The sequence below is a fragment of the Psychrobacter lutiphocae DSM 21542 genome, assembly GCF_000382145.1.
GTDB classification, from domain to species: domain Bacteria; phylum Pseudomonadota; class Gammaproteobacteria; order Pseudomonadales; family Moraxellaceae; genus Psychrobacter; species Psychrobacter lutiphocae.
The window spans coordinates 19264-34152 of record NZ_KB907655.1; the positions used below are offsets into that span (position 1 = coordinate 19264).

The 14889-nt window shown below is 38.4% G+C and carries 18 protein-coding genes and 1 pseudogene; 3 read left to right on the forward strand and 16 right to left on the reverse strand.

The window, feature by feature from the left end; genetic code table 11:
• Positions 1 to 72: 72 nt before the first annotated feature.
• Together H140_RS0111075 and rluB are read left to right on the forward strand one after the other, a co-directional pair.
• Positions 73 to 1065 (forward strand): alpha/beta fold hydrolase, encoded by a 993-nt coding sequence (locus H140_RS0111075; protein ID WP_019673723.1) that lies wholly within the window; start codon positions 73 to 75, stop codon positions 1063 to 1065.
• A gap of 296 nt (positions 1066 to 1361) precedes the next feature.
• Entirely contained in the window at positions 1362 to 2279 is a 918-nt protein-coding gene (gene rluB, locus H140_RS0111080; protein ID WP_051086899.1) for a 23S rRNA pseudouridine(2605) synthase RluB, read from the forward strand.
• Positions 2280 to 2463: 184 nt separating this feature from the next.
• On the opposite strand, the gene H140_RS0111085 is transcribed toward rluB, so the two are convergent.
• The 16 genes from H140_RS0111085 to H140_RS0111160 all read right to left on the reverse strand — a co-directional run bounded on the left by H140_RS0111085 (position 2464) and on the right by H140_RS0111160 (position 14344).
• Positions 2464 to 3117: a hypothetical protein gene (locus tag H140_RS0111085; protein ID WP_019673725.1), complete on the reverse strand. Its 654-nt coding sequence runs from the start codon at positions 3115 to 3117 to the stop codon at positions 2464 to 2466.
• 54 nt (positions 3118 to 3171) lie between these two features.
• Positions 3172 to 3711, reverse strand: coding sequence for a hypothetical protein (locus H140_RS16280; protein WP_019673726.1), 540 nt, complete (start codon positions 3709 to 3711; stop codon positions 3172 to 3174).
• 244 nt (positions 3712 to 3955) lie between these two features.
• On the reverse strand, positions 3956 to 4084 hold the full coding sequence (locus H140_RS15605; RefSeq protein WP_083932764.1) for a Fic family protein: 129 nt from the start codon (positions 4082 to 4084) through the stop codon (positions 3956 to 3958).
• A gap of 643 nt (positions 4085 to 4727) precedes the next feature.
• A complete protein-coding gene (locus tag H140_RS16545; protein WP_083932766.1) occupies positions 4728 to 4976 on the reverse strand; it encodes an HNH/ENDO VII family nuclease in 249 nt (82 codons plus the stop codon).
• 33 nt (positions 4977 to 5009) lie between these two features.
• Entirely contained in the window at positions 5010 to 5603 is a 594-nt protein-coding gene (locus tag H140_RS0111100; RefSeq protein ID WP_019673728.1) for an ankyrin repeat domain-containing protein, read from the reverse strand.
• A complete protein-coding gene (locus H140_RS15250; protein ID WP_156819169.1) occupies positions 5600 to 6256 on the reverse strand; it encodes a GH-E family nuclease in 657 nt (218 codons plus the stop codon). The genes H140_RS0111100 and H140_RS15250 overlap by 4 nt, the downstream gene beginning before the upstream one ends.
• A gap of 70 nt (positions 6257 to 6326) precedes the next feature.
• Positions 6327 to 6728, reverse strand: coding sequence for an SMI1/KNR4 family protein (locus H140_RS14975; protein WP_083932768.1), 402 nt, complete (start codon positions 6726 to 6728; stop codon positions 6327 to 6329).
• A 124-nt stretch (positions 6729 to 6852) separates the two neighbouring features.
• Positions 6853 to 7290, reverse strand: coding sequence for a hypothetical protein (locus H140_RS0111115; RefSeq protein WP_019673731.1), 438 nt, complete (start codon positions 7288 to 7290; stop codon positions 6853 to 6855).
• Positions 7287 to 9875, reverse strand: a complete 2589-nt coding sequence (locus H140_RS0111120; RefSeq protein WP_019673732.1) for a hypothetical protein — start codon at positions 9873 to 9875, stop codon at positions 7287 to 7289. Before H140_RS0111120 ends, H140_RS0111115 begins: the two co-directional genes overlap by 4 nt.
• Before the next feature lie 768 nt (positions 9876 to 10643).
• Positions 10644 to 11231 carry a hypothetical protein gene (locus H140_RS0111130; RefSeq protein WP_019673735.1) on the reverse strand — a complete coding sequence of 196 codons (588 nt, stop codon included), beginning with the start codon at positions 11229 to 11231 and terminating at the stop codon, positions 10644 to 10646.
• Positions 11224 to 11697 (reverse strand): hypothetical protein, encoded by a 474-nt coding sequence (locus H140_RS0111135; RefSeq protein WP_019673736.1) that lies wholly within the window; start codon positions 11695 to 11697, stop codon positions 11224 to 11226. Before H140_RS0111135 ends, H140_RS0111130 begins: the two co-directional genes overlap by 8 nt.
• Before the next feature lies 1 nt (position 11698).
• Positions 11699 to 11866, reverse strand: a complete 168-nt coding sequence (locus H140_RS15940; RefSeq protein ID WP_019673737.1) for a hypothetical protein — start codon at positions 11864 to 11866, stop codon at positions 11699 to 11701.
• Positions 11867 to 11891: 25 nt separating this feature from the next.
• Positions 11892 to 12140: a hypothetical protein gene (locus H140_RS0111145; protein ID WP_019673738.1), complete on the reverse strand. Its 249-nt coding sequence runs from the start codon at positions 12138 to 12140 to the stop codon at positions 11892 to 11894.
• Positions 12141 to 12368: 228 nt separating this feature from the next.
• A complete protein-coding gene (locus tag H140_RS0111150) occupies positions 12369 to 12785 on the reverse strand; it encodes a hypothetical protein (protein WP_019673739.1) in 417 nt (138 codons plus the stop codon).
• A 72-nt stretch (positions 12786 to 12857) separates the two neighbouring features.
• Positions 12858 to 13394 (reverse strand): hypothetical protein, encoded by a 537-nt coding sequence (locus H140_RS0111155; protein WP_019673740.1) that lies wholly within the window; start codon positions 13392 to 13394, stop codon positions 12858 to 12860.
• Positions 13391 to 14344 (reverse strand): hypothetical protein, encoded by a 954-nt coding sequence (locus tag H140_RS0111160; RefSeq protein WP_019673741.1) that lies wholly within the window; start codon positions 14342 to 14344, stop codon positions 13391 to 13393. The genes H140_RS0111155 and H140_RS0111160 overlap by 4 nt, the downstream gene beginning before the upstream one ends.
• Before the next feature lie 9 nt (positions 14345 to 14353).
• Here H140_RS0111160 and H140_RS0111165 point away from each other — a divergent pair.
• Positions 14354 to 14889 (forward strand): annotated as a pseudogene (locus H140_RS0111165) (transposase); the annotation flags it as partial.

Here is a 14889-nt window from a genome sequence, read left to right on the forward strand (position 1 = left end):
GCGAGTTTGACAAAGATAGGTTATTTTTCAAAAAAGGTATAATTATATTATAAGGATATAAACCTCTTAGCGATGATAAATCAAACCCTAAAATTTGTACCCACAGTCGACAATCAACAGATAGCGGTTTGGGAACTATCCGATGCAGATGTCGCCCCTAAGCAAGCAAACAACAAGCAAACCTTGTTGTTCATTCATGGTGCCTTTTCGGACAAAGGGGTGTGCTTAGGCATTGCCAGTTATTTTGTGTCATTGGGGTTTCAGTGTTATATCATGGAATGGCGGGGACATGGCAGTAGCAGTCAACCGCAAACCGATTATAATTTAGAAGATATTGGTCTTTATGATGTGCAGGCCACATTAAGCTATTTATTGGACGATTTAAAAGTTGAAAATCTACATTGCGTGACGCATAGTGGCGGTGGTATCTGTCTAACAATATGTCTAACCCAATATCCTGAGTATATAGCAAGAATCAATAGCATCACCATGTTTGCTTGCCAAGTTTTTGCTGCGGCGACTACGCCATTTAACTTTGTAAAGATTCTGACTCTTAAAGCTATTACTGGCAAGCTAGGGGTTGTAAAAGGTAAACCTCTTAAGCTTGGTACCATGAATGAAAGCTATTATCTACTCTCGCAATGGATGGATTGGAATTTAAATCAGAACTTTAGCAGTTACAACCCTACCCCGCTAGCAAAGCAATTATTAACACTAACTCGATTAGCAACCAAAAGGCACTCACTTAGACAAAGCAAGCTTAAACCTATCAAAAGCAAACAAAATAAGACGAGTACAACTTCACAGATTGTCGATTATCGCAGTCTCATGCCGAATATCACCTCCCCAATTTATGCTATCGGTGCTGCTTGCGATCCGATTGCTCCTCCTAACGGCTGTCTACAATACCTGCAAGCTTTTAAAAACTCCAAAAATCAATGGCGTGAATTTTCAGTTGCCAATGGCGACTTAGACGATTATAACCATACCCGTATATTTTTAAGTCGTCATGCCGCTAAAGAAGTTTGGCCTACGGCTTTGGATTGGATTGAAAGGCACTGTTAGATTTGCTATTTAAAACAAGTAACAATACTTAAATTTTATTTTAACCATAAATCGTCTTAATTGACGTATAATGTCATTCGAAAATCAGTCCAATCTGATTAAAAACTTCTCTACATTGTGAAATGTAGCCACTCACCGATTCAAGGATGCATAACATGCCTCATTCAAATCAAAACGACAACGCCTCAGAAAACACCCAATTAACCACAGATCACAACGGTGATTACCAATTCCCAGCACCGACTACCAAAGCCAGCACTGCCGGCACCGAAAAGCTGCAAAAAGCCTTGGCTCGTATGGGTCTAGGCTCACGCCGCCAAATGGAAGAGGTCATCAAAGCCGGTCGCGTGTCTATCAACCAAAGTCCTGCCAGCATTGGCGATCGTGTCGAGCAAGGTGACGAAATCCGTGTTGATGGTCGTCTTATTAAATACAAATCTGAGCGTGAAAAACGCCGTCGTGTCTTAGCCTATTACAAGCCTGAAGGCGAGATTTGTTCAGCCAATGACCCTGAAGGTCGCACCACCGTCTTTGAGCGTCTGCCTAAGCTGACCCACGATCGCTGGGTAATGGTTGGTCGCTTGGATATCAACTCGACGGGGCTATTATTATTTACCAATGATGGTGAACTGGCGCATCGCTTAATGCACCCCTCAAATGAGATTGTGCGTGAATACGCCGTGCGTGTGTTGGGCGAATTAACGCCTGAAATGATGAAAAACCTAACGGATGGGGTCATGTTAGAAGACGGTCTTGCTAAGTTTGAAGACATCAAACAAGGTGGCGGTGAAGGCATTAACAAATGGTATCACGTCAAATTAAAAGAAGGCCGTAACCGTGAAGTACGTCGCCTGATTGAGTCTCAAGGTCTCAAAGTAAGCCGCCTATTACGTACCCGCTATGGCTCAGTAGATTTGCCAAAAGAGCTGCGCACTGGCCGCTTTATTGAGCTGGATCGCAAAGACATTCACCGCTTAATTGAGCTGGTGGGTCTGCGTCCTCGTGAAGAGATGGGTGTCCATGGTAAAGCCAAAGAGAAAAAAGAACGCTTCCAGAAAAAACCAATGAAAGCCCGCCATGTCCGCAACAACCCAAAATCAGGACCAAAGTCAGGTACAAGATCTGGATCCACAACTGGACCACGCGCGGGAGGCCCTGCCTCTAAAGGTCGTCCAAGCGGTAGAGACAGCGGTTCTCGTGGTGGTAGACGCTAAGCGTTTGTATTAAATCATCGATAATACTGTCATAAAAATACAGGCTGGGAGATAAAACTCAGCCTGTTTTGCTATGTGCTGTATTTTTGTAATCTACTAGACTATGTACAATACTGAGCCTATAAACAGATAATACTTATAAACAATAAAACATAGCACTCATTGACTCATATCAGTCTCAGCACTAATCTTGACGCTGCTGCAAATAACGCTGCATAACTTGTAGCTGTTGCAACGCATCATTTTGACAGCCTCTTAACAGCCCATCAAGCTTGTCTTCTATATTTAACAACAGCTCCATCACCAGCCTTAACGCCTGTGCTTGCTGCTCTGACAGCTCATCATTTGATGGCTCACTATTTAGCAGTTTATTATGTGCCCGTTTATTATGTGCCCGTTTATTGTGTGACGAACTATTGTGTAACGACTGAGTCGCCACCTGATGTAGCCTGCGCTCATGACGCAATAACTGTTGATAGCTGTCTAATAACTCAGGCAAACGGGTCTGCAATAGCTTACTCACCACAAACTCTTCTTCGCTCACCTGTAACGGCTGTCCTGCTTCCACCCGCTCAACTCGCCATTGCTGCAAAATATCAGCCTTGGTATCAATGCGCTGCAACTGCTCCATAATCACAATGGGTAAACCTTGCATCTGACTGGTGGCCAATGACAACTGCAACATGGGTGGAGGTGGCAATTGTGCTGGCTCAACATAAGTCATCTTGCCTGGGCTAATGCCAACAGCACGATGAAAGGCATGCCAACCTTTGCGACCGATATAACCGATCGCCACTGTGGTGATGATACCAGCTCCGAGTGTGACTAATATTGACATTAAAACTTACCGCCTATTAGCAAATAGCTTATTGATTAAACATTAAAAAGCAGCTTACTGGTCAAATCGCTGCTGCAAATAACGCTGGGTTGCCAGTAGCTTTTGCCCATCTTGATGATAAGCGGCATCCAATAACTCATTAAACTGTGTATCCACTGTATTCAATACATCAATAAGTGCTTGGCGACCAGTCAAATTCGAGTTTTTGATTGTGGTACTGTCCACAGCGTCACTATCAAGATCTTGTAATCGGCGATAGTCAGCTACCGCTTGTGGAATGTGCTTATCCATTAAATTTTGGATCATGATATAGCTCTCATTAACCACATCCTTGTCATCAATCACCCCATCATTATTGCTGTCACCATAAAGTAGCATAAGCTTCTCGCCTTTTTGGTTAATTATCGCCAACTTCTGCTTAATCTCTACTGGCAAGCTTTTTTCGGGAAGATAGCCCAATTTTGGCATGGCTTTATATTCAAGCATCTTGGGTTGAGTTAGTTTTTTTATACCCAGATAACCCAGGTAGATACCTGTGGCAGGCAGTACACCATATAGTATGATCATCATAAATAATGCAGTGGTTGTGGTCATAATCGGGTAATCCTATCAGATACTATAAGGATCTATTGAATGCTCGCCATATGTACTCAATAGCAATCTAGGTTCAAAGAAAAACTTCATTTTCGTGTCCCTGTTTTTATACTTAAATACGAAAAAACAGGCTAAATTTACCTTACTCTGCGTTGATGAATTAGTCAATATCTAGATATCCACAGTATTCATCGCCCACAGTATTCATCGCCTTAATTAAGACAAAGATTAAGACAAATTCATTTCAACTTTTCCTACGAAGATAACTACTTAACAAATGCTCATTACGGTGTGAAAAATTAACAAACAAAAAGGCACCACTGCGTTTATTACCCTCGGTAAACGGGTGGTTTTTTACCATAAAATACCCCATCCTCAACACATTATTAGCAACTCAAACTAAAGAGGTGCTGTTGCCCCCATTTAGTTTATTCTTAGGGGGTGACAACTATCCTGACATAGGGGGACAGTGGCACCATCACGAACATTTTGACATGAGTGGTGCCAATGAACTAAAAAGCCCAACTTATACTGTCGGGCTTTCGTATTAAAATATGTTAAGCTAGCTCAATCTTCATCCTCAGAAGTATCTAAGTACCACTCCATAAACTCATAAAAACTATTCCAGTGCGGTAATGTGCCATTAAGTAATTCTTGTTGTTGCCCTAAATTAAAATCCCAGACACTATCATCTTCAGTATTATATAAATAGCCGCCTTCACCTTCGATTGTAGTAATTAGTATATATTTTTGAGGAACTTTCCATACTTTATGTATAAAAGTGTTTCTATCAATAAAATTTCTAGTTGGTAAGGGATCAACAATATCGTCATTACCTTCACGAGTATCTAAAAATCTTAAAAAATATTTAGTATATAATTTAAAAAAACCACTGTTTTTTTTACACCGTACTGCAAAAGATTTTTTTTGTTTCTGTTTTTTGCTCTACTGTTTTCTCTATTATGGGAAAACTTTGATTTTGTAGCAAACTTTCAATTTCATTAAGTGCAACCATGTTAATCTCCTTGTGATTGATTTAATCTATCTTTCCAGTACTGAACTCTATCTGTTACAAAAATGGTACGTTCAACGGGATACTTTGGATGTTGAGAGCTTCCATAAGGATGTAGAGCTAAATTACCATTCGTATTAGTCGACCTAATGTGTACAGGTTCAGATACCTCATATAACGAACCTCTACCATCTTGGCGTGAATGATGCAGTTGTACTTGCTCGTATTGTCCATTATTTAATACATTATGCATAGGGGGGGGGAGTGTATTAAGGTCACTAGTAATTCAAGAGTATTTTTCTAATAGCTCAATAACAGGCTTAAATTTATCCATATGTCCAACGTGTTTTTTTAAACTTTTGACAATACTTATATCATTACTAGCATTAATATAGTTTGGATTTCCGCCTTTTTCGAGCATCAACTCAAGTACATCCAATCTTTCAGGCATTCCTCCTATCATTGCCAACGGGATAACATTATCTCGATTAGGTATATTAGGATCTGCTCCTGCTTCTAATAAAGCAATAGCGGCTTCGGCATTTTTACCTCGCATAGCATAGTGAAGTGGTGTCATGCCATAACTATCTTGAGCGTTAACAGGAACATTATTTTTGATATAAAACTCAATTGTTGATAAAGGTGTACCTGTCCATTTTTCAGCGTTGGGGATATGCATCAATGAACGATGTAACCAGTTCCACTCTTCTTTTTCAGTAACAGCTAATACGTCTAATTCCTTATCCTTTAGGAACATATTTTTTAATTTCTCAATATCTCCCTTTTCATTAGCAACCACTACCCGAAAAACAGGATTACTATCATAAATCTCCTGATAACGTTTTAATGCATGTTCTTTATAATTATTTTTATCAGTCATCTGTTTAAATCTCCATTATTTAAATCTTTTAACATTTCTTTAGTTATGTCCTCAATTTCATCTTTACCAGGCTTTTCATCTACATGACTACGATTAATAGACATATTTTCTAATTGAAAGTGCTCTGGATGTCTATTAACATATTCATTGAACTGAGGTTGAGTTAGACCTACTTCTTCAGCCGCTAGCTCAAGTCGTCTGTGCTCCCAACCATAGGCGTGCCCTATATCAATCGGACCTTTTATCGTAACATCTGTAACTGGATTATAATAATCTCCATTAGGCAGTTTAGTATAGTTTGCTTCAATCGCCTCAATCGTTTGCTTACGCAGATAGGGGCGGTTATATCCTGTATTGTTAGCTTCTGGATGTTCATAAGGCGACTTAGTCGGTTGTTGAACACCATTTTTATCAACGATATAATAACCACCACTGCCACGCTTATAAATCTCTTCCCCATTTTCATCAAACTTACCTGTACTGGTTGAACGTCCTTTATTTGGACCTGTCATACTGCCATCAATGGCTTGGGTGTATGACCCATCTGGAGCATCGCTAACTGCTAATATAGCCCCACCTGTTTCAGCAGCACTAATACCATCAAAAGTTGCTAAACCTAGTCTACAAAAAAAGACTCTAAAAAGAGGCTTCATATCATTCAACACGGACAATCAAGCTAATAAAACTAACTATTCTCTTTTGCAGTCTCTAATGCCCTTTCAATCACTCATGTAACCTAGCCATAAACTCTTCAAAATTATCTGCCACAAAATTGACTACCATTGAGCTTGTTCCATCTTCATTTTCAACAAAATCATCATGATAAACTAAAACAACTTTTGGGTTATCACCGTTAGGATTTTCTCGATAGTCAAAACATATATAATCACCATTGGCACATACAGCAAATGCTACCAGATGTGGTATCCCTGCATATTCAGGATTTGATATGATTCTATAATCATAGATACTGGTTGCTTCATCTGTATTAAAACTTATGAAATTAAGATCTCGTTCATCTACCTCACCATATATGTTAGTAAAGTCAAAGATATTATCGACAGGAATCAATTCATCATATTTGGAAATAACTTTTTTATACTCCTTAGGAAAAGAATAACCAATTTTTTTCTATTTTTTCTATTTTCGTGAACGATACAGGCGACTCATACCAATTAGGTTTTATTTCTTTCATGCTATCACTTTCCATTTATCAGTGAGTTTTGTCCAGTATTTTGATTTTTAAGTGTTAACTAGCAAGGCCTACAGTAATCATTTTAAGTGATTCAAACTCTCCAAACTCAAAATGAATATATTTATCTTTATTTATATAATATTTTATATAATTATCCTTAATTTCGTCTGGTTCACCGATTGATTTCATTATTGATTTTTTGTCATAAATATTAATTATATTTTGGAACAAGTTATTAATAAAAAAATACGGACTGTAATCTTTCACTTTAGTGGCGTATATAAATATAGCCTTAAGAACTTTATCTTCAAAACTAAACTCAATGCCATTTTCTAAAAATTTATATGTATCATATACTATTCCTTCAATACGCAATGACTCAATAGTAAAGTTAGAGCCAGGCAATACCATAGCATCTAATATACGTGAATCTCCTTCCAAACTACCAACACAATTTAAAAAAACTTCAATTTCACCTTTAAAATTTTTCATTTAATTCCCATCTCTTTATTTCTTTCAATAACCTTGTTAATGAAAACATCTATATCTCGTTCATCATAACCTTTATTGATTAAGTTTTCCCTATGCGTTTCTAAGTCACAAGTCATTGCTTTACAAAGGTCATCAGCATCTTTAGCTATTTGTGTTGTAGTATTCTTACCGCCATACGTTCTGCCAGATATATGAATATCTTTTGGTAACTCTACAGTTGTAGCATTATTATATAGCTCTTTCTGTTCATCATTAGTTAATTGACGACCTAGTTCATTCTCTTTAGCTTTTTTCAAAGCAGCAAATGAGGGAATATAGTCATGCTCTAAGTTATCTCCTACAACAGCTCTATCTTTAAGCTCTTTGTATGAGCCAACCTCGAGCTCTTGCACTGAACCTTGATTACTACCGACCGCTAATATAGCCCCACCTGTTTCAGCAGCACCAATACCACTATTAGGTTTTGGCTTACCTGTAATTGCAGTGGCACCACCATGAATGTTTGGTGTACCTGAAGCCGTAGCATAAGCAGGTGGAGGAGTTAAGTTATCAAGATTTCTTCCTAAATTCTCTAGCCCTTCTTTACCTACTTTAGCAGCTTTACCAGCACCACCTCCCATTACCGCATCAGTAGCTAGTCCACCTACCATTTGTGCATCTTTATAGCTGGTATCAAAAGGCAAACCTTGTTGGTTTTTAAGCTTACGATAATTCCATTGCGTTGTCGCTGCTTCTTTTAATTGTTTTGCACCATCTAGTGCATTGTCTAATGTTTGTTTGGGATTGCTTATGGCTTCTTTACCAGAACCGACAACCGCTTTACTTGCATTAACTAAATCATTGAAATGCTCTGAACCTGATTTATTTAACTCCCTTTTAACCAGCTCGACATTACTATCTACTGCTTTGTCTATACCTGATATTGCACCCAAAGGCTTTATAATTATTGTATTGGTTACTGTTGTTAAAGCCGCTTCTTTTAGTCCAATATCTTCACCATATTTCATCTTAGCAGACTGCTTATACAACTGAGCAGTATACTCATTTTCATAAGCTTTATTCATGAATAAGGTTTGTCTATCAAAGTCCTCTGCTGTTGCTGTAAAGCTATTGTTAAAACCATCTAAATAATAAGCCTCTTCAGGCTCTTCAGAATCTTTAGAATCTTGCTTTTTGTCTGCTGTAACTGTGATCGGCTCCAAAGTCACTGATGGCATGCTATCTTCTGTGTCATATTCCTTATTCAATTCTGGGTTTAATATAAGATTACCATTTGTATCATAAACAGGATTAGCAACCTGAGTTACTTCTGACTCTAAATAATCATGATATAATTTATTTGACCAATCAAAAGCATCCATATCAGTTGGTTTGACAGCATTTATATAAGCATACGCTTCTTGATATTGAGTAATTTTCTCTGGTGTGTCACTAAGATACGTGTCTATTGATTGCTTCCATCCTGCGTCTATATTATATAAGGCACCTCTGGTTAATCGCTTTCTTGCCTCAACTTCACTGATACCTTTTTTCTGAGCATAGTCTGTGGCTAAAAGCTCTATAATATCTGCTTCAACTGGATGCAACTGCCTATTCTCAAACGCATCCCCAACCTCTTGTTGAGTCTCTAACCGCTCCTTATTTGCAGCCAGCATCTCTTGCTGTTCTTGAGCAGTATTGGCATTATTAATCGCTGTCGTGTCAATACTTTCCTTCGCCTCTGCAATATTACCACTGTTAGCCCATTTACCCACGTTATAAGCTATCTCACCTAAATCACCCATTGTCGAGGCGGACGCTTCGCCTTGTCCATTGGTATGTGCTATCTCCTCGTTTAATACATTAATCGTGCCTGGTGCATTGACTATTGGCTCTACCTGACCCTTGGCAACTGTGACGCTATCGCTTCTATCAAGTGCACCCCTATCTAGATAAATATCCTGTTTTGTGGTTTCATTGGCAGAGCCTAATACGATAGTGCCTAAATCGCCAGCTCGAGACTCGGTTAAGTCAGGAGTGATATAGACATTTGCATTTTGTGCATCAGTACCAGAGGCTATCTCACTTGCTAGTTGTTTATAAGTATCTTGTGCAACAACATCATTGGTAATATCCCCTGTTACAATAAGCTCTTCCGTTGCAACTAAATTGGCAGTGTCATCACTCATACCTGTTCGATTGTTATTACCGATTTGGGTAATGTTATCTTTGACTTTATCTAAGGTTGATTTGTTTTGACTGTCAGGGTTTTTATTACCGTTGTCGGTTATAGCGGCAATAATAGCTGGGGCTTTTAGAGCGTCAGTGACGGTAATAGCGCCTATCTTCTTAACGTTATCCCCAATCTCCTTCTGCTCATCAACAATCTGCGTCCGACCTGCGTCGGTAAACACTCTAGCATCAATATTGGCATTAACATCAAGGCCTGCAGTTTGCTGATCTTTGATGATGATTTCAGTATTGAACACATCTCGGTTAACACCCGCTAGGCTATCTTTGCCTGTTATCGCATCACTGGTGACGATTGCACCTTCACCTACGGTCGCCAGCGTTTTACTTTCAAACTCATTAGCAGTATGACCCACTTGTATGCCAAGGTTATTAATGCTCTGACCTTGCTGTCCTGTACCGACGCCTATACTACCGCCTAGGTTACGCTGGTCATTGGTGGCAATGTTGGTAATATCCTTAGTGGTTAGGGTCTCTGTGGTGAAGTTAAGGGTGCCACTGCTTTGATTGCCTTTACTATCGGTTTGGATGTTGGCAAGGATACCGCCAATGATGGTGGTGTCGCCTGCTTTGAAGGATTGCTTATCACCTCTATCGATGATGCCGCTTAATTCAGCTGCGGTAACGCTTTGTGAGCTGCCTTTTGCTTTGTTGGCGCCTAGGCTGCCGCCAGTAGGTATAGGTACGCCAGTTGATATGTTAGCGGTTATGCCAATATTAGCCCCTGAGCTTTTGTTACTGCTTTCACTGGTGTTTTGTACGGTTTCAATGTGAAGTTTATTTGTGCTATAACTTCCCTCATCAGCACCACTAATGTCAATACGTCCGCCATTTAAGGTAGTGCTATCGGCATGACCATTTAGGCTACCAACTTTAAGATTAGTGTTGACTTGGGTGGTGCTACGACTTTGTGAGTCGCTCTTTTGGGTGCTTAATCCTAAGCTTACATTGCCTGCGGTGTTAATACTCGCAGTCTGTGAGTTGGTTTGGCTATTGCTTGAGCTGGTAGTGGTGTTGGTACCTGATTTGAGGGTCAGGCTGTTTGAGAATAGATTATCTTTTTATTTGCTGAATATACTTTTTCAGATCTAAAAAAACTGGGCTAAATGTCCAGCCTACACTTGCTAGCCATCCGTTGTATGATTCCAACCCTCTGTTTCAATTTCTTTCACTACTTCGCTGTAATGCTTTGGTAGCTTCCTATCTTTATAGTATGGTGATTCCCACATTTCTTCTGCAGTTAGTCCCCCTTTTAAACTAGTTATTATACGATAATATGGGCCTTGTACTTCTGGCCATGATAACTCATCACCTAAAACTCGACCGACATAACTCATCATATAACTTTGAAATGCGAATGGCTCATTAATATCACCCCTTATAGCCAAACGATAAATAGGCTCAAATGCTTCTAATACAGGCTTCACTGTTCGTGTTTCTTTATTTACAGCTTTGATAACATCTTCTTCTGTCCATTGATCACGATATGTAGAGAACGCCTCTATAATTCCTTCTCTAGACTTCCAATCTATAAGTGCCTGCTTAAATTCAATCGCTGCTTGTTTGATTTCTTCTTTGTCCATTTTAAATTGTGTCATTTTAATTTCATTTGGTTGAAGTGAACTTCGTACACGCACAATTCTTGATTTATAAAATCCTGCTACAGAAAATGCAAAGATTATAATCAGTAGAAACAACCACATTTTAGCCATCCGTTGTATGATTCCAACCCTCTGCTTCAATTTCTTTCACTACTTGGTTGTAATGCTCTGGTAGCTTCCGATTTTTATAGTATGGTGTTTCCCACATTTCTTCTGTAGTTAGCCCCCCTTTTAAACTAGCTATTAAACGATAATATGGGTCTTGTACTTCTGGCCATGATAGCTCATCACCCAAAACTCGACCAACAAAGCTTGTCATATAACTTGAAAGCATAAAAGGCTCATTAATATCTCCTCTTATGGCTAGGCGATAAATAGGCTCAAATGCTTCTAAGACTGGTTTAATCATTCTTGTATTAAATTCAATTGATTTTTTAATATCCTCTTCTGTCCATTCTGGACGATGTATTGCAACAACTCTTTCAATTTTCTCTCTCGATTTCCAATTAATAAGAGCTTGCTTAAATTCAATCGCTGCTTGTTTGATTTCTTCTTTGTCCATTTTGAATTGCGTCATTTTACTTTACCTTTATGATGTCATTGGTTTCTACTGGTTCTTGCCATAATTTACGGTTAGGCACTATGGTCTGAGTCGCATTACCCACATTGGTCACTCCAGAAGCGTTAGTCGTTGATGCTATGGATGATTGATACACTCTTGGTGCTTCGCCTGCTTTGGGTTGCATGACAAATACTGTATCAAAGCAGTTATTAACGAGATAATTTCAACTTATTACCACCTGACCTAAAGCTTTCAATAAATTGCAATAACTTTTCTTCATTGTTGATAAATAAATTAAATTCTTCTTCTGAAATTTCATAATACTCTTCATATTCAACATACCTGTGATTAGCTGGGCTAACTAAGAAAGAGAGATAGTATTTATTCGTAGTGGCTTCTTTACCTAATGTATATCTTAAGTGTCTACTGATTTTTATAGGGTTAAAAATAAAGTTCATAGTTTTTTACTCTATAGTTGTAATTTTAAAGAGCTTTCAGATATTTTATCTGCGTCAATAACTGCTTCTGTATTACCATTTGACAGTTCGATTCCAAGTATTAAATCTGAATAGAGCATTACTGGTAGCCTAAAGTTAATAATCATATAATGATTTTCGAACAAAAAAGTTATGACACATTATTGCCTCATAACAGTCTAATAAGCGAAACTTTCAAAAAATTAGAATTTATAAAACCTCACTAGGTAAAGCTGATTTATTGAATAATTGATCAAAAACTTCTTTGCTAATTTCTACTGCTTGACTTTTACCAGTTCTTTGTTCCCTCCACAACTCAATGAAATATCGATTATCAACTTCATATAGTATGTAAGGTTCAGAAGAAGAAAAAAATAAGTGCTCTTTCAAGGTTTTGTTAAGGCAACTAAGTCCGATACTTTTATTAATAATTTTATTAAAATTATAGCTATCGCTTTTTAACTCTTCAAAACTTTGTTTAGTAATCTGTACAACTCGATCACCCCCGCCATGCCCACCATTCAAAAATATTACAAAATAATAATTTTCAAAGTTGTACAAAGCATAAACTTCTGGCCTTTTAGAAAAATAAAATATATCTATTTTCTTTTGATCTACATTTGACATTTATTATATTGACTCAGCTTATTAATTGTTTGGTAACTAAATTTTTTATAATATCAATTTATAACAAAGTAGTTATCGTCGTATTTGTTGTTTAGTTTCAATTAATTGCGGACTACATGGGTCTACTGCATATAATTGATGAAAACCATACTCAGGATGAGTGGTACTATTTATAATGACGCTTACTTTATCGGGATGCTCCATTGAAGGTTGTGCAAAACCCATAATATATAAATCACTATCTGGATTATTTGTTATCTTAATTTGAAAACGTAAACTGCCATCGGCATTGTAAACTGCAGCATTATTGGGGTATTCAAAAAACCAGGGATAACTGGTAGCTTCGCTAAACTTGTTTGGTCTGTTATCATAAATTACGACGAAGCCTGTGCGGTCAGGTAAAACTTCTATAATGTTTGCAATAGGTATAAATTTCTCTAAACCATTTTCTAATTTAACATATCGCTTAGACGAAATTACTTTGTGACCTTTGTTCAAATGTTTAAACAAACCAGAACCTTTGTGTTGATTTTCACTACTCTCAATAAAAAAGCTACCATCATCACAAATACTCTTAATTAAAATTTCTTTGATTAAAGTTTCTTTCATTTTAATGTCTTAGCCTTGTCCAATGATTCTAAATCTACTTCAAAATTTTCAGGGCTTGTAGCAGGGTGGTCTTTAAACTCTACCTGATGTCCACCACCTGGTAGGCGTAGTTCAGTTTCTGTACTCCACATATCGCCCACTGTTCCTTCTCGTACTTTAGTACCTGGTTTAGCCGTCAATTCCACAACATATAAATTACCAGACTTCCATTCCTCAGGAACAGCAAGCTTGTTGCGAACATCTGACACAGTTGTAACAGGTGTATCTGTTGCCCATCCACCAAGGTTAACTGCTGGATTTTCATTATTTCTAGCAGCTTCTTTCATTTGTTCTAACTGACGTTGATCTATTACCATTTGAAACTTCCTAGGTTCAGTTAAGACATGATCAGTAACCAAAGTACCATTCTTCCATGCAGGTCTTTGAGTACCCCACCTATCTAGTTGACGACCTGATTGTAATCCTAAATTTTCTGCAACTTGATTATCACTTATCCACTTAATATTATCTACACGCTGAAGTCCATCTCTATCAGTTACCTGTCCTGCATTAATATTTTCTGCACGATGTACCACTTGATGATTAGGTGTGGCTGTAAATTCTCTTACTACCGCACTCCCAAAGCTTGGGTTTTCCGCATTAACATTATTCTCAATTTTAGCAACTTTAACTTCGGCTTTACTAACCGTTCCAGCTTTATTGGTTGTATTTCCTACGAACTTGGGCTTCAATAGTAAATTTCCACTACCAGCGACTCCAGTAGACAATCCTACAACTAACTTCGCCTTTCCAGCGGTATTTTTATCTACACGTATCGCATCTAAAGCCGCGGAAGGCACCTGATCAGATTGTTTTTTACCATAATTACTCGCTCCAGTTACAACATTATCAGAGCCCCCTATGTCAGGATAGTTGTCACCCCCTAAGAATAAACTAAATGGGGGCAACAAGGAATAATGATGCCAAGATATAGTGAAGAGAGAAAGCAAGCCATACTAAGCAAACTATCGCCACCACATAACTTAAGTGTAGCCCAAGTATCAAGAAGTGAAGGCATAGGCTTACAGACCCTGTATAATTGGCGTAATCAAGCCCAAAAGCAAGGACAGCCCATGCCCGGTAATAAAAACACCCCCGACAACTGGTCAAGCGAAGCCAAGCTTGCCACCATCATTGAGACCAGCGGATTGACAGAGACTGAACTTAGCGAATACTGTCGTCGTAAAGGCCTATACATCGAACAAATCAAAGCATGGCGAGCAGGTGCTTTATCAGGATTCAATCAAAGCCAAAAGCAAAGCTTAGCAAGCAAACGCCAGCAACAAGCAGACCGCAAAAAGATTAAAAAGCTAGAGCGTGAGCTTAATCGCAAAGAGAAAGCTTTAGCAGAAACTGCCGCCTTACTGGTGCTCAGAAAAAAGCTGGATGCGCTCTGGGAGACGCAAAGCGAGGACGACTAACCTCACTGCCACAGCGCAAACAATATATCACATGG